This window comes from Stenotrophomonas sp. TWI809 (assembly GCF_039673205.1).
Taxonomy (GTDB): Bacteria; Pseudomonadota; Gammaproteobacteria; order Xanthomonadales; family Xanthomonadaceae; genus Stenotrophomonas.
Genome location: NZ_JBDJLE010000004.1, coordinates 188,607 through 209,702, shown reverse-complemented (window position 1 = coordinate 209,702; position 21,096 = coordinate 188,607). Strand labels below are relative to the sequence as shown.

At 68.9% G+C, this 21,096-nt stretch carries 7 protein-coding genes; all 7 read right to left on the bottom strand.

Features of this window, described 5'->3' with window-relative positions:
* Positions 1–20 precede the first annotated feature (20 nt).
* Positions 21–815 (bottom strand): SapC family protein, encoded by a 795-nt coding sequence (locus ABE472_RS05150; RefSeq protein ID WP_346465744.1) that lies wholly within the window; start codon positions 813–815, stop codon positions 21–23.
* A gap of 68 nt (positions 816–883) precedes the next feature.
* On the bottom strand, positions 884–2,614 hold the full coding sequence (locus tag ABE472_RS05145) for a putative porin (RefSeq protein WP_346463335.1): 1,731 nt from the start codon (positions 2,612–2,614) through the stop codon (positions 884–886).
* A 50-nt stretch (positions 2,615–2,664) separates the two neighbouring features.
* On the bottom strand, positions 2,665–3,357 hold the full coding sequence (locus tag ABE472_RS05140) for an energy transducer TonB (protein ID WP_346463337.1): 693 nt from the start codon (positions 3,355–3,357) through the stop codon (positions 2,665–2,667).
* 4 nt (positions 3,358–3,361) lie between these two features.
* Positions 3,362–3,775 carry a biopolymer transporter ExbD gene (locus ABE472_RS05135; protein ID WP_088433529.1) on the bottom strand — a complete coding sequence of 138 codons (414 nt, stop codon included), beginning with the start codon at positions 3,773–3,775 and terminating at the stop codon, positions 3,362–3,364.
* A 10-nt stretch (positions 3,776–3,785) separates the two neighbouring features.
* Entirely contained in the window at positions 3,786–5,597 is a 1,812-nt protein-coding gene (locus ABE472_RS05130) for a DUF2341 domain-containing protein (RefSeq protein WP_346463339.1), read from the bottom strand.
* A 37-nt stretch (positions 5,598–5,634) separates the two neighbouring features.
* Positions 5,635–7,263, bottom strand: coding sequence for a ShlB/FhaC/HecB family hemolysin secretion/activation protein (locus tag ABE472_RS05125; protein WP_346465742.1), 1,629 nt, complete (start codon positions 7,261–7,263; stop codon positions 5,635–5,637).
* Between the two features lie 151 nt (positions 7,264–7,414).
* Positions 7,415–21,046 carry a filamentous hemagglutinin family protein gene (locus ABE472_RS05120; protein ID WP_346465740.1) on the bottom strand — a complete coding sequence of 4,544 codons (13,632 nt, stop codon included), beginning with the start codon at positions 21,044–21,046 and terminating at the stop codon, positions 7,415–7,417.
* Between the last annotated feature and the right edge of the window lie 50 nt (positions 21,047–21,096).

The window sequence follows — 21,096 nt, the reverse complement described above, 5'->3', positions numbered from 1 at the left end:
CGGCGCCCCGGTAGAACAGGTCAGCCTGTGGCGAGGTCGGCGAAGCGACCCAGCGAAGCCAGGTGGAAATACACTGGCGCCAGCCAGCCCTGGCGATGCCAGTGCACGAGGGTGGCATCCGGCAGCGCATCCAGACGCGCGGGATCGACGACATGGAAGCCCTGCAGGCTGTGGCGGCGGCCATCGGCGAGGACCACGTCAGCCTGGCGCTCGATCAGCACGCCGGCCTCGGCCAGGGCGGCACTGAAGGCGCGGGTGGCGATGTCTTCGCGGGTGAAGGCTTCGCAGAACTGCAGGGCATGACGCGTCATCGCCGAAGGCTGGTCGCCCTCGAACAGCGGCAGCCCTTCCTCGCCCTCCTGCACGATCATGTCCGCATCGGCATCGATGGCCAGCACGTAGCCGTCCGGCTCGCTGGTGCGCGCGAACACGAACGGGTAGCGCCGCATGTAGGCGGGAATGTAGGCGCCGGCCTGCCATTGGTCGGCGATGACGAAGCGGTTCTGCTCCGCCTCCAGGCCGAGCACGGCGATCGGCAGATGATCGGGACCGGCGAAGACCAGCGGATACGCGCGCGAGGCCGCGGCGAATTCCCCGATCATCACTGGAATCGAGTGACTGCCGGCGGCGAACGCGGCGCCGGTCTGGCGCACGCGCCAGTGGGCATGAAGCTGCGACGACAGCACGACCGGGCGGCGGTAGAGCATGGGCCAGCTGGCCGGCGGCGTGATGCTGTCGGCCGCTGCCGAGACGGCATCGGCATCGGCATCGACGTCGTCGCCGGCATCCGGCGCGAGGGAAGTGTCGGTGTTCATGGTGAAAATCCAATGTGGGGCAGCAAGGGAGGCGGCACGCCGCCTCCCGGAGACAGGCGTTGCGTCGGTCAGAAGCCTGCGTTGACTTCCAGCTGGAAGACGTCGATCGACAACGGGGCGCCGGTGACCTCCTTGGCGGCCATCCAGCGCCCGGTCAGCCACACGTTCCGGTCGAACATGTAGGAGCTGCTCAGGTAGTAGCCCTTGGCATTGGTGCCACCGAGGTGGAAGTTGGAATCGTTGTAGGCATCGGGCAGCGCATCGCCTTCCAGGCGTTTGTAGCCCACCGCCAGGTTCCAGTCGCCGGCCTGCTTCATCACCAGCTGGCCGAAGGTCGCCTGCGCCATGTACGCCATGTCACCGCTCTGGATGTCCTGCGGCCCGGCCACGCCGTTGGCGGCAGTGCCCAGGTTGGTGACGATGCCGCCCTGCGCGCGTTCCCACATGCGGTTGGGATCGTAGGCCAGGTTCTTGATCGCGTGCCCTTCCAGGCGCAGGGCATTGCCCGCGAACAACGGCGTTTCCCAGGCCAGGTTGAGGTCGAGCAGTTCGAACTCCGAGGCCAGGCCAACGTATTGCGGCATCGGGGTGTTGGCCGGGTCGAGCGGATTGAGCGCGATGTTCCGCAGCAGCATCAGCGTATTGCCCTTCTGCATGAATGCAGGGCGCGACCAGTCGCTGCTGCAGAAGTCCGCGCCGGCATACAGCGCGCACGGCTGCGAGTACTCGCCGGCGGTGTTGCGGAAATCGTAGTAGCCGACCGCCGCACGCAGTTTCTGCGCATCGCCGAACTGCCACTCGGCGCCGACCTGCGCGCCGTTGAGCCACTTGTTGTCGCTCTTCATCTTGTCCTGGCTGGTGTTCGGGAAGCTGTCGGAGGAGTACTCCAACGGCGTCAGGCCCAGCGTGGCGAACAAGGACAGGCCGTCATCGCCGATCGGCTGCGCGTACTTGAACGCCAGGCCATCGAAGTTGAGGTCGTTGGAGAACAGCGTGTCGGTGGACCAGTACGGATTGCCGAAGCGGCCACCGAGGATGTCCAGGCCCGCCACCGGCGACCACGACAGCCATGCCTGGTCGAGCCAGGCGTCTTTCTTGGCCAGGCCACCGCCCAGCGTCTGGGTGGAGGACACCGGGCCGTTGTCGTTGCCGGTCGCCAGGCGCACGCCGGCACGGGTGTGCTCGCCCAGCTCGGCGATCACGCCCAGGCGTGCGCGGATCCGCCAGGAATTGTTGCGGTCCTGGCGGGTATTGCGCAGCGGCGGCAGATCCAGGTTGGTGTTGCCGTTGACGTCGTAGCCGTTGCCGGCGTTGATCCGCGCCCAGTCCACTTCGATGTCGCTGTTGCGCTCGGAATACAGGCGGCTCTCGTTGCGCACGCGCACGTCACCCTGCACGCGCAGGCGCTGGGTCCACTCGGGCACCTGGTCCGGCGCCGCCCAACGCTCGGCCTTGGCCTCGGCCATGACGCTGGCCTTGACCTCTTCGCGGATCTCATCGCGCACGGTCTGCGGGATGTAGGGCACGCGCACGTCACCGGGCTGCGCGGCGATCGCGGTGGACGCCGGCGCTGCGGGAGCTGCGGCCGATTCGCGCTGCGCCTCCAGCAACAGCGCCTGGCCGGCCTCGGGCTTGAGCGCACCGCTGTCCATCAGACCGCGGATCAGCTTGATCATGGTGCTCTCGCCGCCCGTGGCCTGGGCGTGGGCACCGCCGCTGACCAGGACCAGGGCGACACCGGTGGCGATGGCGGTGCTGCGGAGTCCCAGCAGCGCGGAGTGGAGGGTTGAACGGGTCATCGGCTTGCTCGCAGAAAGGAAAGATCAGGGAAGAAGAAAGACAGCGCAGCTCATCCGGCCGGACGACGGCCCTGCACCAGCACGCGCGCGGGGAAGCTCAACGACGCCGGTGGCCGCTCGTCGATGCGGCCGATCGCGCGGATCGCCTGCAGCACCGCTTCATCGGCTTCGGTGTTGCCGCTGCCGCGCGCGAGCTCGACGCGGGTCACCTGCCCGGCCTCGTCCAGCCAGACGTTGACGGTCAGCTGGAAGGCCAGGCGCTGCACCTTGGCGTCGCGTGCCACGGCCTGTTGCAGCACGTAGCCCAGGTAACGGCCGTAGCTCGCATTGCCGGCGCCGCCGGCACCGGTACCGCTGCGCCCGCCCCCCGAGCCGGACTGGATGCCGAAGCTGTCGCCGCCGGCCTGCGCGTCGGCATCCATCGTCACCGGGTCGGCGGTGTCGGGCGTCGGCGCTTCTTCGGTGGGCTTGGGCACCTCGTCCAGCGGCTCGGGCTCGGGCATGACCTCTTCAGGGGTCACCTCCGGCTCGGGCTCGGGCTCCGGTGGGGGCGGCGGCGGTGGCGGCGGCAACATCACCATTGGGATCTCGGCCACGGGCCGGCGCGTACTGGCGGTGTCCTTGAACAGCAGGTACCAGAGGAGCAACGCCACGGCCGCCAGGCCGACGAGCAACGCCGCCACGGGCCACCAGCGGCGCCACGCGGGCACGCTGTCACCGCTGCGGGAGTGGAGGGAAGTCACGCCCTCACCCCTGCACTTTGCCGGTGACCAGGCCGACCTGGGTCAGCTCGATCTTGCGCAGCAGGTCGAGCACTTCGACCACACGCGCGTACTGCACCTGCGCATCGCCGCGCACGATCACCGGGATATCCGGGTTCAGTGCCTTCTCCGTGCGCAGGCGATCCTCCAGCTCGGCCAGGCTGACCGGGTAGGCGTCCAGGAAGATCTGGCCGGCGTTGTCCACCGTGATCGCCTTGGTCTTGGGCTTCTCCAGCGCCATGCTGGAACTGGCCTTCGGCAGGTTGACCTCGATCCCGGGAATGGTGGCGTTGCTGGTGAGGATGAAGATCACCAGCACCACCAGCAGCACGTCCACGAACGGGGTGACGTTGATGCCTTTCTCGCGTTTCTTGATGCCGAACCGCTTTGCCCTGGCCATGGTGGTCTCCTCAGGCCAGCGCCGGGCGCGCTGCGGCGGCCGGTGCGGTGCGATCGAACTCTTCGGCCAGGCGCGCGGTGAACTCATCGACGAACACCGACATGTCCGCCGCGATCGCTTCAGCGCGCGAGGCCAGCCAGTTGTAGCCAAACAGCGCCGGGATCGCGACGCCCAGGCCGGCAGCCGTGCACAGCAGGGCGGCTGCCATGCCCGGGGCCACCGAGTTGATGTCCACCGCGCCGGCCATCGCCGCCACCGCAAACACCAGCATGATGCCGATCACGGTGCCGAACAGGCCGATGTACGGGGCGCCTTCGATCGTGGTGGAGAGCCAGTTCATGCGCTTGGACATGCGCTCGGTCTCGCGCGTGACTTCGGCGTCCATCGAGGCGCGGATCGAGGTGATCGCCGCGGCGGTAAGGCCATGGTGGTGCGAGCCGCGCCCGTCCATTTCGTCCATGGCGATGCGGTACAGCCGCCACAGCGTGGAGTTGTCGCGGATCTGCGGGGCCAGGCTGCCGGTACGTTCCAGCGCCTGCAGCGAGGCGACCGGTGCACCGGTGACCTTCTTGTACTGGGCGGTGAAGGCCTCGTTGGCCTTGGCCACGGTGCCAAAATAGCGGCTCTTGGCGATCATGATCGCCCACGACAGCAGCAGCATCAGGCCCAGCACGATCACCACCACCCAGGCATCGACCGGCATCGCCTTGAGGATGAAACCGAAGTGGCTCACACCCGCCGACTGCTCGTCTTCGCCGAAGGCGATCAGGCGCGATTCGGCACCCTGCGCGGTGGCATCGGCCAGCAGTGCAGTGGCCGGGCGTGCCACCTTGGACACACGCACTTCATCGATTACACCGAGGAACGGCTGCGCGGCCGGAATGGCAGCCGCATCGCCCGCCGCACCCGCGGCGGGTGCATCGCCACCGAGCAAGGCCTCACCGGTGAAGGCCGGCAGGCCGGTGGCCAGACGCACTGCTTCGCGGCCGGCGACGTACAGGATCACCGCATTCTCGGTGCTGGTCACCGCCACGTGTGCCCACTGGCCCGCCACCAGCGCCGGAATCGGCTGGCTGCGCTGGTCGTTGACGCGCACGTAAGGCACGCCGTTGTCGAGGCCAACGAGGAAGACGTTGCCGCCCTCGCGGCGGGCGTAGATCGCCTGGTCCGGGCCGAGCTGGTCCGGTTTGATCCAGGCAGAGACGGTCATCGCACCGTTGGCGGCAACGGCGAGTGACGGCGCACCGGGCAGATGCAGCGGCGCACCGGCCAGCTGGGCACCGCGGCCGATGATCGCGCCGTCTGCGGGCTTGAACTCACCGGTGAGCGTGTTGACGTACGCCGTGGTGTCACGTGCCTCGGTGCCGCTGTCGGCGAAGTGGTAGACCGCGCTGTAGTCTGGATCGAACACGCGCTGGCCATTGGCCGCCGCCGGCGCACCGGCGTTGCCGTAGTACATCCAGATCGTCTGCGCTGCAGTGCCACTGAGCGTAGGCACATCCACCCAGATCAGGGCCATGCCCAGCGCCGCGTCGTACTGCTCCACCTGGTGGTTGAGCACGGTGTGGCCATCGGCACCGATGAAGCGCAGGTCGTTGCCGCCCTCGGCAACACCATCGAACGCGAAGTTGCCGGTGTGCAGGCGGATCAGCACGGGCGTACGGCCGAGATTGCCGCCCAGCGCGGCCCCGTTGGGGCTGGCATCGAGCGTGATCGGTTTGCGGTACTTCCAGTCGGCCTGCCACCACGCGGTCTCGGCGTGGGCGACGCCGAGCGTGGACATGCTCAGACAGAACAACAAGAGGGCAAGAAGGCGTTGCATGGACGGTATCTCCGGAAAATGCTTGGGAAAGTCAGGCTCAGTAGCTGGCGCCGACGCTCAGGTGCAGGCGGTTGGCATCTTTGGTCGTGGTCGGGCCGTCGCGCAGCGTCCGGCCGTAGTCGAAGCGGAGGTTGTAGTGCTCGCCGATGCGCAGGCTGCTGCCCACGCCGATGGCACTCATCGCGGCGCTGTCGGCCTGCTCGGGCAGCGGCCGGCGCAGGCCCAGCCAGGCGCCATCGAGGAAGCCGTAGAAGCGCCAGTCCTGCAGGCCCCACAGGCCGAGCGGGCGCGTGCGCCATTCCAGCGTGGCCAGCGCGCCGTAATCGCCGATGCCTTCGGCCGAGCGGTAGCCACGGGTGGTGAACATGCCGCCGGCGGCGAACTGCTCGCCGGAGACCAGCGGCTGGTCGGTCATCTGCGCCGACAGCCGCGCGAACCACTGCGCACCACTCTCCAGCGTGTAGGTGTCGCTCAGTTCCAGCTTGAGCGCGAAGAAGCTGGGATCGGCGTAGGCGCGCTTCCAGTCGAACTCATCATCGGTACTGCCGTAGCCGAACAGGCTGCGCGCACCGAACACCGCCTGCACGCCGACATTGAGCTGGTGCCTGGTGCCCTGGCGGAAGCCGCTGTAAGCCACGGTCACGGGCGCGTACTTGAGCGGGGCGAAATCCGAGGCCTGGCCGACCATCGCGACCGATTCGTCCAGGTCCTTGAAGTCGACACCGGCCGAGAGCTGGTGCCACCAGGCGCCCGTCATCGGGAAGGTGCGGCTGAGCTTGACGCCGACCGCGTGGCCCTTGCCGGTGACATTGGTCTGGCCGGTGGACACCACGTTGCTGTCGGAGCGGTAGCCGGAGAAATCCAGCATCCAGTCCGGGCTGCCCAGCGGCAGACCGTAGGCACCGGACCACACGTTGGCCTGGTCCAGGTCCTGCGGCGCGGCGAAGAACGTCAGCGAAGCGGTGTGCTCGCGCTGCCAGAGGTTGTCGTGGCCGACCGTGAGGATGCTGCGCAGTGGCTCGGTGTCCACGCTGTGGTCGTTGTTGAGCGTGGCGCTGTAGCGCCAGGGGGACGTGTCATCGACCTTGAGCTCCACATCCATCGTGCCCTCAGCGGCGCCGGGCTTGACCAGCGGCACCACCTGACGCTTGCCGCCTCGGTTGAGTTCGGTCAGCTGCGCCTGCGCGCGTTCGAAGTCCGGCACGGCGCCTGCCTGCAGCGCCGGCACGCGCTCGGCCAGGCGCGCGGGATCGTTGTGCTCGGCGCCGACCACCTTGACCTGGCCGATGCGGGTCTCGGTGACCTGCAGGATCACCACGCCGCCGCTGACCTGCTGCTCGGGCAGATCCACATAGACAGACTGGTAGCCCTTGCCCTGATAGGCCGACTGCAGCGCCACGCGCGCCGCTTCGACATCCTGCAGGGTGCGGTCCGGGCCGAGATGCGGGGAGACCGCCTGCTCGATATCGCGCGCGCCGAGCACGGTGTTGCCGCGCACCAGGTACTCGTTGATGTTGACGCGGGCAGCCGGGGCGGCCGCGGCCGCCATCGGGGCAGCGACGGCGTCGGCATCGGCAGGCGCGGTCTGCGCGTTGGCCAGCGAGATCGCGCAGAGCAGGCCCAGTGGCAGGGATGCCCGTGCCAGCGCCGGGGAGATTGAAGACATCAGTGGCTTCTCAATGCGGAAAGGGATTCAGATGCGCAGGAGGTGAGCGTGCGCAACGGCGGTAACAGCGCCGTTGCACCGGCAAGCCAGTTGCGTGCGCGCGCATGGCGTTGGCCACGCGCGCTGGCCAGAGGCAGGAAAGACGTCGTCATCACTGTCGCTTCGTCGTCGCAGCATCGAGGCGGGCGCGCTGCTCGATGCTCAACTCGCCCATGCCGACCACCTGCACCACGCTGTCCGGGTCGTAGCGGTCCTCGTGCTTCGGCGGTGCCACGCTGCTGGTTTCGCTGCCGAAGCCCAGCACCTGCACGCTGATCGTGGAGGGGCGGGTCTGCTGGGTCTGGCGCTTGACCATCTCCTGCGCCGCCTGCACTGCGGTGTTCGCCGCCGCGCTGGCCGAGGTCAGCGCACTGACGTTGACCGCCGCGACCACCGGAATGCCCACTGCCTTGCCCTGTACCTGGATGTTGTCGGCATTGAGCACCTGCAGCGCGGCCAGGTTGACGTTTCCGGAGACGCGGATGCCGGCCTCGCCTGCATCGATGGTGCCCAGCGGCGCGATCAGGTCGATGTCACCCGGCGGAATCTCCGCGATCGGGTTGAGGGTGGCGATGCCCGCACCGGTATTGGGGGTGTTCGGCGACAGCGCGACGTTGCCGACGGTGTCGTAGACGCGGCGCTGCGGGGTGTAGACCACCGTGGTCTTGCTGCCGCGGCCGGCATTGATGTCGCCCTCGGCCGACCACGCCAGGATGTTGCCGCCGAAGGTGGTGAAGATGCGGCTCTGCCCGAGCAGCAGGCTGCCGCGCGAGTAGATGTTGATGTCACCCTCGCCCTGGGTGAGCACACCGGAACCGGCCCCCGGCAGGAAGCCACCATCCACGCCCACCAGGGTGCGACCGCCGGGCACCAGCAGATGGATGTCGCCGCCGAAATCGGTGTGGATACCGGCGTCGTTGACACGGTAGTAGCGCACCCCGGTGGTGGGGCGACCGGCGGCAATCCAGTCCGCTTCGCTCAGGTAGGTCTGACCCGGCTTCGGGCGGCGGCCCGCCGCCGATTCGAGCACGCCCTCGTAATACAGCGCACTGCTGAACATGGTCAGGTCGCCCTGGTAGGCGATCTCGCCCCCCTTGGCATCCTTGGTCGGCAGCAGCGTGGCGATCGCCTCGCGGCCGCGCAGGTAGCTGCCCTCGCGTGGGCCATCGACCGCGGTGTACTCACGCCCCGCAGCCTTCAGCTCCGCGTAGTACACGTTGCGCAGGAACGCGCTCTGCTGCTCGGCGGGCAGCGCGGCGAAGAACGCCTGCGCGTCCATGCTGGCGGCGTCGAAGTGCAGGCCGCGTCCGTTGGCGCCCCCGAAGCGGCCGGTCAGCCAATTGACCAGGTGCAGTTGGCTCTCCAGCTTGAACTCCCGGGCGAGATCGCGGCTGGCGGCCGTGCCGCCGCTGGCCACCGCCGTTGCGTGCGCCTGGTCCAGGGCCTGCTGCTGTTGTGCCAGGAACGCGGCGGCACCGGCCTCATCGCCGCCGTAGCCGAACTGCGCCTGCAGCCACTGCGCCAGCGACACCGCGCCGCCATAGACACGGACGACCTTGCCATCCTGATCGCCCAGTGCGCGGCCGGGATCGGCGAGGTTGGCCGCATCCAGATAGCGCGCGGCAAAGGCGTTCCAATCCGCGCCGCGCTCGCCAAGACCGGCCGCCACCGCGATGCTGGCGCCGCTGCTGCGGTCGCCGGGCGTGGCGCCGGTGACCGGTCCCAGGCTGCGCAGTTCGCCCTTGTCAGCCATGTACACGTCGCGCCCGGCGCTGATGTCGAGCAACCCGGGGCCGGCGACGTAGAACGTGCTGAAGCGGATGTCGCGCCCGGCCTGCACGACCGACACGTCGTCGGCACTGGTATGCACGATCAGGTTGCCGCGTGCGGTACCGCTGGCGATCGCCGTGGGCCGGGGCTCGGCGGCAGGATCGCCGCGGTTGATGGTGCCCATCCAGCCCAGCGCACCATCGGCATTGCCAAACACCGTGCCGACGTTGTCAAAGGCACCCAGCGGAGTGCCCGAGTTCACGATATCCCGGCCGGCACGGATGGCGACGGCACCGCCACCGTCGTACCAGGTGCTGGTGATATTGGTGGTGACCCCGTTGTTGAAGACGCCGTACTGGGTATCGACCACGCTGCCGCTGCGCAGCCCGACCAGGTCGCCGTGGAGCGCGTAGTAGCGCGAAGGCGTCTGGCCAACGTGCACGTAACCGGACGCGGTCGGCGAAGTGAAGGAGAACAGCGGATAGATCTGCAGGGAGCCGTTGGGGCGGTCGCCTGAGATCAGCACGCTGGGCGCCAGGGCGCCGGTACTGACGTTGTGCAGGAATTGACGCCCGTACCACATCTCCTGCCCCAGCCCGACGAAGCCAGGATTCCACGGATTGGGCAACGCGGTCGGGTCTGCGCCGGAGGTGCCGAAGCCGGTGCCGTTGGCATAGATCGAGCCGGCCGCGAGCAGTTCCAGTTGACCGGTGCCCTGTGCGTCGAACTGCCCGTTCACCGGCGACGGCGCCAGTACCACGCCCGCCACGAAGTCCTCGTTGTTGGTGCCGGCGGTCGGGGCCGTGCGGGCGCGACCGTAGTAGATGCTGCCGCTGGCAGCCACCGCGCGCAGGACCGAGGGATACACGTGATTGCCGTCGGTCGCCCGGGCGTCGGTGCCAGCGTTGCGGTCCTGCATCGCCAGCGACGGCGTCAGGTTGCCGCCGGCGGCCATCAGGTCCACCGCGGTGGAGGGGGTCCACAGCGAGAACCAGCTCCAGCCGCCGTCCTGGTAAGCGTTGCCGCCCACGCTGAAGGGCGTGCCATTGTTGAACTGGGCGACCCGCCCCGGATCGGAGACGGTGCCCAGCACCAGGTCGCCACGCGCATCCAGACGGGCGCCGGCATCGCCGAGCACCAGCACCGGACCACCGGCTGCGGTAGCGGCCGTTGCGGTATACACGTCGTAGGGACGCGACTCCTTGGCGTCCTGGCGGTTGCCGTAGCGCAGTTCCACGCCGCCCACCGACCCGGCTTCCAGCCGCAGTGCACCGCGCAGGTTGGTGAAGCTGCCATTGACGTCCAGTCGCTGCGCGTCGTTGACGGTGATCTCGTTGGCCACCGGGGCGCTGTTGCTGCCCGTGAACGAGCGCAGCGCGGGGTCGGCGTTGAGGCCGCCGCCGATGCGGATGTCCAGATCGCCGCCGCCGGTCTGTACCAGCGCGCCATCGGCGCTGACCCTGCCGGTGCTGGCAACGGTCAGGTTCAGGCCCGCGCTGCGGGTGATGTACGCCGCGCCATGGTCGCCGCGGCTTTGCAGCATGCCCGCATCGCCGCCCGCCTCCAGCAGCAGGTTGCCACCGCCGAGCGTGCCGAAGCCGGTGAACCCGATCAGCTGCGGCATGTTGACGAAATTGTTGTCGTAGTTCGCGTTGTCGGGTGCGGCAACGTACGTGCCGAAGTTGATCCACCATGCGGTCGGCAGGCCTTCCGCACCGGTCTGCACGCTGCCGGTACCCTGTCGCCACAGCCAGTTGCCCACCGATGCGCTGGTGCTCAATCGCGGTGTGGCGATTCCCAGCGCTTCCGTACGCGTCAGCGCTCCATGACGCCCGATGCTGTCGCCCGAGATATTGCCACCGGCGCGCAGCAGCAGGTTGCCACCTGCTTCGGGATACCACGCCTGGTACAGGCTCTGGCTGCCGCCATCGACAAGGTGCTCGAACACCTCGCCGGCATCTCCCAGCACGCTGTTTCCAAGCGGATTGGCATTGCCGGGTGCGACGCGCGCGCGCGCCTGGTTGTACGGATCGCCCCCGTTGCCGGCCAAGGCAGCCGACGGAGTACCGGCGGTGTAGACGCCATACAGCGAGGTGGTGGCGATGTCCTTGCCGGAGACCAGACGCAGGTCGCCGGTACCAGTGCGCACCACGCTGGGCAACTGTTCACGCCCGGGCAGTGTCCTGAACTCGGTGTCCGGCGGAACCTCTGGCGAGTCGATGGCAGCCAGACCGTCGAATCCAAGGTCGTTGAGGTTCTCCGGACCACTCCAGATCAAGCCCCACATCATCAGCTCGGAGATTTCATCGGCGGTGAATGTCGCACCCGCGACCGGCACGAAGCTGAGGATGTACTCGCCGAAGAATCCCATCACCATCTGTTCAAACGTGGCCACATCTCCCCACATGTACGTCGCCGGCGAGCCGGTCCCGGGAATCTCCACCACGGCGCCACCCTGGCCGTAATGCGGATCGGACAGGCGCAGGCTGCCGGTGCCGGCAGGATCCACCGTCAGGCGATCCGCGGCGGCCATATCGGCGCCCGCCACCAGGCTGATGTCCCACGATTGCGACCCGGCCGCCAGCATCGGCGCCAGTGCCCAGATGCGACCCTGGTTGCCATCGGCGTCCACCGGTCGCAGGTTCACCGTGGTGGCGTCGCCAGGCAGCTTGACCTCGGTGTCGCTGGGAATGAAGGCGCCCTTGGCCAGGCCCAGGTCAGCGGCCAGGGTGACCAGATTGCCGAGTGGCGACGCCGGCAGGGCCACCCCGGCCGGCCAGGTCATCGCCGCGATGCGGGCGGCCAGCGGCAGGCGCAGGCCGGCCGACAGACGCGCGCCCTGCGGCAGCGTGACCGCATCGGCCAGGACCGTGCCTGCCGCATACAGCAGCGCACCGGAGGCATCGTGGACGGCCGCGCCCAGTACGGTGCCCTTGGCCAGCGCCAGCGGCAGGGCGAGACGGGCGTCGGCGGGCAACAGGGTGCCGGCGGCCATCTGCATGTCGCCGATGGGCAGGTCGTAGTTGAGCACCTTGCCCGAATTGAACACGGTGCCGGCAGCGAGCGTGACCAAGCCGCCATGCGGAACCACCACGTCGCTGCCGAACAGCTGGCGGCCGGCGGTGAGGTACCAGCCGTTGTCGTCGAACGTGGTGCCCAGGCGACTGCCATCGAAACCATCGCTGATGCTGCCGAACACCTCCAGGTCGCCCTGCGCGCGCAGCACCAGCGCACCGGCCTCACCGGAGCCGCGCACGCCGGTGCGCTGGCTGCCGGGGTTGAGGCTGGCGTAACGGTGCGCGGACAGATCCAGATCGCCATCCACGTGCAGATTGCCGTCTGCATTCACCGCCAGGTCGGCCACGACCTCCACGCCCGGGCGCAGGTGGAACGCGTCGCCGTACGCGCGCAGGCCCGCCAGGCGCTGGTCGACCAGTGCGCTGTTGGCGAGTGCGGCGTCGATGAAGGTGGTGCTCTGGGCATGCAGGCGGTCCAGGTACGCCTGGTCGATGACCTGGTAGCTCTCGCCGCGGGTGCTGGCCTCCGTGCCTGCCGCTGCGCTGTTGTCGGTGATGAAGGCATTGAGCTGGATCGTCTTCGCACCGTCGATGCTGATCGGGCCGCCGGTCGCGATCGCCACGTCGTTGCCGCCCACGCGCGGCGCGTTCAGCGCCACCGTGCCGACATTCCTGCTGCTGCCGGCCACGCGCAGGTCCATGCGTGCGCCACTGGCGATGGCCAACGTGCCACGCCCCGAATCGATCTCGATGGTGGCGCGGTTGGGCGCATCGATCGCCGCCCCGTAGCTGTCGCGGCGCAGTACGCTCGCGCTGGCATCCAGCACGGCCGCGCTGCCCAGGGTGACGCCATTGCGCGCGGCCAGACGGATGCTGCCGGCCTGTTCGCCACTGGCATCGACGGTGCCGTTGACCCACAGCTGACCGTTGTCCAACGCGATGTTCACCTCACGCGCCACCACTTCGTCGCCCAGCGCAAGATCACCCTCGCCGATGCGGAAGCTGCGCCCGCCGGTGACGCCATCGCGGGTCAAGCGCGAATTGAGCCCACTGAAATCGTTGATCCCCTGGCCGTGCAGGTCGATGCGCCCGGCGCTGTACGGCACCTCGGTTCCACCGGCGTCGTAATGCCCACTGCTGCTGCCCAGCAGCTGGCCGGCCAGATCGAGGGTGCCTGCGGCGGCGTGTGCAGTGAACGTGCCGGCGCGGTTGTTCTGCGCGGCCAGGCTGATCTTCGCGCCGCTGTCCTGCTGCACGTCGCCCTGCCGGCTGTCGATCAGCACGTCACCGCCCCAGCTGTACTTGGCGGTGTCGAAGAAAGCGATGCGGCGGCCGGCGAGGTCCAGCTGCGCGCCATCGGCGAGGCGCACGTCGCCCTGCGCCGCGAGGCGCAGTTTGCCGCTGGGCAGCAGCACGGCGGTGTCCAGCAGCAGGCTGCCGTCGCGGCTGTCCAGCGCGATCTCCGCGCCCAGCGCGGCGGCCAGGGTCGCGTTGTCGGGCGCGACGGGCGCGCCGTTGCCGGTGACATGCAGGTTGCCCCCGGTGGTGATCGTGTTGACCGACCCGGCTGCGCCGGTCAGCAGCGGCGTGTTGAGGAACAGCTCGCCGCCACTGCGGGCATAGGAGCGGGTATCCGCATTCCAGTCACCCTGGGTCTCGAAGATGCTCAGGCTGCCCTTCTGGTTGGCGGTCACGCGGCCGCTGGCGTTGAGGTGCACGCCGGCGAAGCCCAGCGCAAGGCGGTCCTGCGTGCGTACGGTATCCGGCTGGGTACGCGGGCCGTAGCCGAACACGATGTCGCGGGCATCCACCACCAGCTGGCCGTGGCCGGTGCCCGGGCCGTCGGCGACGATGCTGCCGGCCGGCGCAAGTGCACCGCTCCAGATCAGGGTATCGGTGTGGATGCGGGCCACGGCATCGGCATCGCCATAACCGTAGATGGCCGGCGTCCCCAGCACCAGCTGCTGCAACGCCGATTTGCCGGTGACTGCATCGTAGGTGGACAGCGATACATCGCCGTAAAAGTTGACCGACTCGCGTGCGGTCAGCGACAGCGCTTCCAGTGCCGGCGCGCCGACGCTGGTGTCGCCCAGCAACAGCCGACTGAGCACGTCCTGGTTGAGCGTCATGCCGGCCGGCAGCGTGCCGCGCGCGGTGGCGTCGGCGATCGCCTCGGCACTGCCGACGTTGATGCCACCGACCGCCAGTGCCAGGTTGCGGGTGCCATAGCGCACCGCATCGCCCAGCACGAAGCGGTTGTCGGTCGCGGTGGCGATGGTGCCTTCGGAGTACAGACGGGTCGTGCCCGCGCATCCGCTGAGCACGGCGCAGGCGCCGATCTCGATCGCGCCGGCGCCGTTGCCCTGGCCGTCGACCGCTTCCGGCGCCAGCAGGTTGATCTGGCCGTTGGAGACGGCCAGCAGCGCAGAGCGGCCCGGCGTATAGATGTAACCCTGCGCGGCGTCATAGGCGGCGGCGCCCTGGCCCAGCGTGTTGATGCCCGCGCCCTGTTCCAGGGTGATGCCACCCGCCTGGCGGCCAGTCATCAGGAAGACCTCCGCCGCCTCCAGCTGCGCACCGGCACGCATCACGATGCTGTTGCTGGACCCGCCGCCATCGATGTTGATCACGTTGGCCGACTGCAGCGAGCCGTTGGCCGGATTGGCGTAGGTGCTGCGCAGGCGGCCGCCGATTTCCAGGCGCGCTGCGCCGACCCGGTTCAGCTCGCTGGCATGCATGGAAATACCCGCGAAGTCCTCGGTCGCTTCCGTGCCGTCGGCGAGAATTTCGTAGTTCGTTGCATTGAACAGACGCGCGACCGAACCGGTGCCCGCCGTGGCGGGAACATCCAGCACCGTGGCGTTGAACCGCAGCGAAGGCAGGTCCAGCGAGCCGGCCACATCCGGGCTGGTCACCATGAAATTGACCGCCTTGGCGTCGCGTTCGAGCAGCGGGCGCGGCGCCCCCTCGCGCATGGCCTGCTGCAGCGCGAAGGTGGCGTAGCTGGTTTCGTTGTACTGCGAATAGGTGCGCAGGGTGTCGGCGGCGGTCACCACCCACTGCGTGGGGAGCGTGTCGCTGCTGCCGGTGTTGGCGATGCTCTGCCGCGCCGAGGTGCTCCACGAGCCGTTGCGCATGGCCTGGGTAGTGCCGAACGCGGTGGCACTGCCGGCAAGGCCGTTGCGTTCCACGCGGAAGGCACCCGGCAGCAGTGCATAGCTGGACGGCAGCAGCGTATAGGTGCCTGCCGGCAGCCCGGGGATGCCGGCGCCGAGGGTGATCTGCTGGCCGATGGCCGGATCGCCGGCACCGCGCTCGGCATCGAGCGGAGCCTGCCCAGCCTGTACCCCGGGCAGGATGGCGTATACCGGGTTGGTGGACAGGCCCGGCAGCGTGAACCCATCGCGGTCCATCTGCACCAGCGGGTTGAGGCGCGCATCGGTGGAGCCACCGCGACCGGAGAGGAACGCCGCGCCGGTCAGCTCGCCGCCGCCGGACAGATCCAGCACCGCGCCGGCCTGGGCGTTCACCGCGTGCGAGCGGAACTCCACCGCCGGTTCACCGCCCACGCCCTGGTAAGCCACGTCGACGCCGTTGTAGTTGTAGACCAGCCCGTCGACCGTGCCGCCGTAGGGCATCACCAGGCCGTTGGCGCTGACCGAGGTGACGCTGCCCGGCAGCAGGTTGACCACGCCGGTGTAGCCGGTGCCATCGGCGCGCCCCAGAATGATGTTGCCCAGCGGTGCGCGCAGTACCCCGCCCTGGTTGATGGTGGCGGCACTGAAACGCATCGTGCCGAACACGCTGTAGGGCTGCGGCGGCAAGGTATTGCCGATGCGCTGGATGTCCAGCATGCGGTCCGGATCCAACTCCGTCGTGAGGGTGCCCCATTCGTTCAGCAGGGTCCGCAGGCCCACCGTGACATTGCCGCTGCCGTAGATCTGCGCCGCCGCCAGGGTGGTGTCGCCGGGCGAGAACAGGTCGGCCTCGCGCAGGCGCAGGTCGCCCTGACTTTCGATGCGCACCGCGCCGAACGCGTCGCGCTTGACCGCCAGCGGGTCGACCGCGTTCTGCACGATTTCACCGTTCGCGCCGAAGCCGACCATGCCCACCACATCGACCAGACTGCCTGCGAGCGTGATCGACGCCGCGTCGGCGAGCGCGGCCACGCCCAGCGAACCGGACGCCGGGCTGATATTGCGCGAGCCGGTGACCGGGTTGGGCATGATGGTGTTGTCCGGCTGGCGGCGCGCCGAGCCGGCCAGGCGCAGGTACGGTGCGGCCAAATGCACCTGGCTGTCGCGCGTGGCATCCGTGGAGAGCCCCAGAGCGCTGGCCGTGAGGTACAACGCCTGGCGCATGTCGAGCGCTACATCGCCATCGAAGCTCAGCAGGCCATTGACGTACAGCGAAGCGGTATCGAAGCCACCGGCCTGGATCGCGTCCACGCCGTAGCGGGCCTTGCCATAGACCAGGGTTGGATCGAGCTCGCCGGCGACGGCCTCCGTGCCCAGGCCGCTGCCGCTGTAGTGCTGTTCGATCACCAGCTCACGCGGGACGCGCACGCCGTCAGCGACCTCGATGCCCTTGCCGCTGAAGCGCTCGACCGGCCCGTAGATCGGCGTTTCAAGATTCAGCGCCAACGTGCCACCGCGCGCGCCACTGCCACCGGCGGCCGCATGCAGGGTGCCGTCGACGAACAGCCCATTGCTGGCACTCAGCGCGATGATGCCGCCGTGGCTGGCAATGGGGGTCGTGCCGAGATCGGGCAGGTCCAGCACCGCCTGCGCACCGGAGGCGTCCAGGCGGGCGCCCTCGCGCACCACCACGAATGCATCGATCGCCGGGAGGTTGCGCGATGCGAGGTCATGCCGTGCGCCGATCTCGATCGTGCCGCCCGCCAGCACCTGGCCGTGCCGACCGCCGGCTTCATCCAGGGCCGTATAGGCCATGCCGGACACGTCCAGCACGGCCTGCTCACCGATCCAGATCGAGCGCGCGTTGGGCGTGCCCTTGGGCAGGTTGAGCAGACTGCCTTCGCCCAGGTCACCGCCAAGTACCGTGATGCGTCCACCGCGGGCCTGCAGGGCACCGTCGAGGGTGACCTGTGCGTTGCCGGTCAGGGTGATGGCCTGGCCGGGATCGACGTTGATCCGGCTGTTGCGGCCGATCTCCAGGTCGGCCGCGTTCTGCGGCGTGCCGGCGGTCAGTGACAGCCCGGCGCCCTTGCGCAGAATGACCTCGCCGCTTTTCGGATCGTCCTGCTGCAGCGGTGGCAGCCAGACCGACAGGGCATCGGCAGGATCGGCACCGGTGGCCAGCGCACGCGCGGCAGCGAGGTCGACCTGCAGCATCGGCATCGCCACGTCCAGGTGCGCCCCCTCGACCACCTTGACGCCATCGCGGCCCACCACGTTGTACTGCTTGAAGCCGCTCTGGAACAGACCGGTGTCCAGCGCCAGGAACGACTGCACCGGCACATCGCGCTGCCAGACCGTGCCGACCGGCAGGCGGGTGCCGGCCGGGACCGTGACCGCGGCAGTGGCCACGGTACCGGCGACATAACGGGAGGTCTGTGCCGGAATCGGCAGACCACCGGGGAATACATTGGCCGGCACCACATAGCCGGCCGGCAGGTCGGTGATGGTCCACAGGGTGGTGCCTGCCGGCAGGATCTCGCCGGCGGACCGGACCGGGCCGTAGTCGGCCAGCTGCACGGCAGCCGGCAACAGCCACGGTGCCTGGGTGGTCACCGGCTTGGTGCTGCTGACCTCGGGCCGGATCGTGAGCGGCATCGGTTTGCCGCCGGCCACATGGGTAATGGTGATGGAGAAGCTCAGCGGGATCACGTCGCCCGGCTGGAGCGTGACGTCGGCGGCCAGGCGTACCGGCAGCGTGCTGGCCTGGCCGGCGGCCAGCTGCTCGATCGCATCCGGCACGTCGCCGCCGATGCTGACCATCGTGCCGTTCTCGATGTTGAGCGCCCCGCCGCCCTTCATGCCGTGGGCTCGGATGCTGCCATCCAGCGACAGCACGCCGCTCCCCATGTTCTGCCCTGCGGCCAGGGTGACGCTGCCGCCCTTGCCCCCGGTTACATCGCCCTCCTCGCCCATGGCCGCACCGGAGGACACGTCGATCACGCTGCCCTTGCCCAGGGCCACGTTGCCGGTGCTGCGCACCGCCACGCTGCCGCCGTCGAGGAACGGCAGTCCGCCGATGGCCGCCGGGTCCTGCGCCTGGTTGGTCCACAGGCCACGCGCATCGAGGGTCACGCCATCGCCGACCAGCACCTGGTGCAGCAGGGTATCGCCTGGACGCGCGCTGATCGGCAGATCCTGCCACTCGATGCCGCTCGAGGTGCGCTGCACGACCATGTCACCCAGTGCGATGCTGCCGCCCCTGGCGCGCAGGTCGGCGTTGATGCGGACATCGCTGGCATGCAGGGCGATCGTGCCGCCCAGCGCAACCTCGAGCGCCTGGTCGACATCGATGCCGGCGTGCGCGTACACCTCCACGCCGCCGAAGCGCTGCGCGTTGAGCCAGGCCGCGTCCAGACCGATGACACCGATGCCGGAGACACTGGCTGCATCGCCACCGATGGCCACATGTTCGGCCAATGCGGCCGGGCCGAAACGCTGCTGGCCGCTGTTTTTGTCGTAGTACGGCAGGTAGCTGCCGATCACCAGCTGACCCTGGCGTGCAACGCTGGTCTGTCCCTGCTGGTAGCCATCCAGCGCGGCATCGCGGGCGCGTTGCTGGCGGTCGCCCTGGAAGGTCGTGGTGTCCACGTCGCCCTGCAGCTGCGCTGCACGGGTGGCGACGATCAGCCGGCCGGCATCGCGGCCGACGGTGTAGCCGTTCTCCAGCCTGCGCTGCGGTGCGATCAGCGGGTTGTAGTAGAACTCGGTATTGCCCCAGCGTGCATGGGTATCTTCGAACCCGCGGTACAGCCCGCTGTAGAGCAGATCGCCCGGCGCGGTGGAGGCGTTGTAGAGCTTGCCGTCGGCGCCCTTGAGGTGGGTCAGGTTGACGTAGCCGGTCTGCACGTCCAGCGCGCCACCGGAGAGGTTGATGTTCGAGCCACGCTGCGTGGTCACGTTGCCGCCGGAGAACTGCACGGTCCCGCCCTGCGCCGACCACTCACCGATGCCGTGGCCGGTCACCCCGAGGTAGCCGCCGACTTCCAGCAGGCCACCGGCGGTGTACCAGCGATCGGTCTCATAGCCGTTGGTGCCGGCCGGAACCAGGACCAGGTCGCGGCGGTCAAGCCAGATGTTCCTGCTGTTGAGCGATTTGTCGTCACGGTTGAGCGCGGCGTCACGCTGCTCGTTGCCCTGCACGTTGATCTGGACGTTGTTGGCCTCCATCGCGATCTTGACCCCGACGTAGCCGGCCACGTCCAGGCGCGCGCCCTGGCGGACCTCGCTGTCGGCGGCGTCGACGAAGATCTGCCCGCCCGTCGCCAGCGTCAGGCTGTCGTCATCGAAGGCGACCTTGCCGCCGGTACTGATCTGCACCAGCGACTGGTCGCGGCGATGGGCGATACCGTCGCCGACCTTGTCCGATTCCTGCACCAGCGTTTCGCGCTGGACGTCCAGCGCGGTGGTGGCGCTGGCATCGAGCACGATCGCGGTGGTGCTGCCCTGGTCCAGCAGGACGCTGCCGGTGGTATCGGCACGTTCGTTCTGCAGATGCACGGTGCCGCGGGTATGCACCGAGCTGGTCGACACCACTGCACCCTGCTGCCGCACGTCATGGCCGGCCAGGGTGATGTCGCCGGTGCTGGCCTGGATCAGGCCGCTGTTGCTGACCACGCCACTGGCGATGGCCACGACGGCATCGGCTGCCACCGGCTTGCGCAGCGTGGTGACGACGTTGCCACGGGTGGTGGAGGTCTGGTTCTGGTCGGTGCCCATGCCCTTGCGGATCACGAACGCATCGCCGGCGGCCAGCGTGGTCTGGCCATTGGCGGTGGTGATCTGGCCGTGGTTGTGCACCTGGCGGCCGAGCAGCAGCACGTAGCCGCCGCCTTCGGTGACCGAGGTGGGCACCGCCGTGGTGATCTGCGCACCGCGCTCCACCACCACGTCACCGGTCGCCGCACCATGGGCGAAGCCGTTGGTGGTGGTGGTCAGTTCGTTGCCGAAGGTCGGGATGAAGGCATTGCCCTGCGCGTCGCTGTACAGACCCTTGCGGAACTGCGCATCACTGATGTTGACCGCCGAGGCGGCCAGGTTCTTGACGTTGACCTGGCTGCTGCCGTCGAACACCACGCCATTGCGGTTGACCAGCATCACCGTGCCCTGGCCCTGGATGCGGCCGAGGATCTGCGACGGGAGCGCGTTGGGATCATTGACCCGGTTGAGCAGCGACCAGCTCGCCTGCTGGTCGAAATCGACCACGGTGTTGCGGCCGACGTTGAAGGTCTCCCAGTTGAGGATGGCCTTGTCGCCGGTCTGCGCGATGCTGACGGTGGTGGTGCCGTCCTTGCTGCTCTGGGTCGGAGCGCTGGCGTTGAACCAGCCGCGCGTCAGGGTGTCGTCATCGATCTTCAGCCCGCCCTCGCCCAGCCCATCGGGCACCTGGCCGGCGCGCAGCCGCGCGGCATCGCGGGCGGTCTGCTGCATGCGCTGCTGCATGGCGATCGCCTGCGCGGCAGTGTTGAGGTTCTCCAGCGAGGTCTTCAGCGTGTCGCGGGCCTGCTGCGCCTGCTGGTCGGTACGCACCAGGTTGGACGGCATGCCGTTCGGCAGGCGGCCGGTCTGCGCGGCGGTCTGCTGCTGCACGCCCTTGTTGGCGAACCATGCCGGACTGAAGGCCTGCTGCGCGTTGACGCCCGCCGCGACGCCACCGGCCATCAGCAACACCGCGATGGCCTGCGACAGCGCGCGCACCTGCGGCACCTGCGGCACCTGCGGGGCCGTGCATCCGATCGAACCGCTCTGCTGCTTCACCATCGCTGTCACCCGTCGCAATATCGTTCGCTGATAAGGGCAAGCGCGTGCTG

Coding starts and splice junctions, on each gene's coding strand:
- ABE472_RS05130 (WP_346463339.1), bottom strand. CDS start 5,597: ATGCAACGCCTTCTTGCCCTCTTGTTGTTCTGTCTGAGCATGTCCACG.
- ABE472_RS05125 (WP_346465742.1), bottom strand. CDS start 7,263: ATGTCTTCAATCTCCCCGGCGCTGGCACGGGCATCCCTGCCACTGGGC.
- ABE472_RS05135 (WP_088433529.1), bottom strand. CDS start 3,775: ATGGCCAGGGCAAAGCGGTTCGGCATCAAGAAACGCGAGAAAGGCATC.
- ABE472_RS05150 (WP_346465744.1), bottom strand. CDS start 815: ATGAACACCGACACTTCCCTCGCGCCGGATGCCGGCGACGACGTCGAT.
- ABE472_RS05120 (WP_346465740.1), bottom strand. CDS start 21,046: ATGGTGAAGCAGCAGAGCGGTTCGATCGGATGCACGGCCCCGCAGGTG.
- ABE472_RS05145 (WP_346463335.1), bottom strand. CDS start 2,614: ATGACCCGTTCAACCCTCCACTCCGCGCTGCTGGGACTCCGCAGCACC.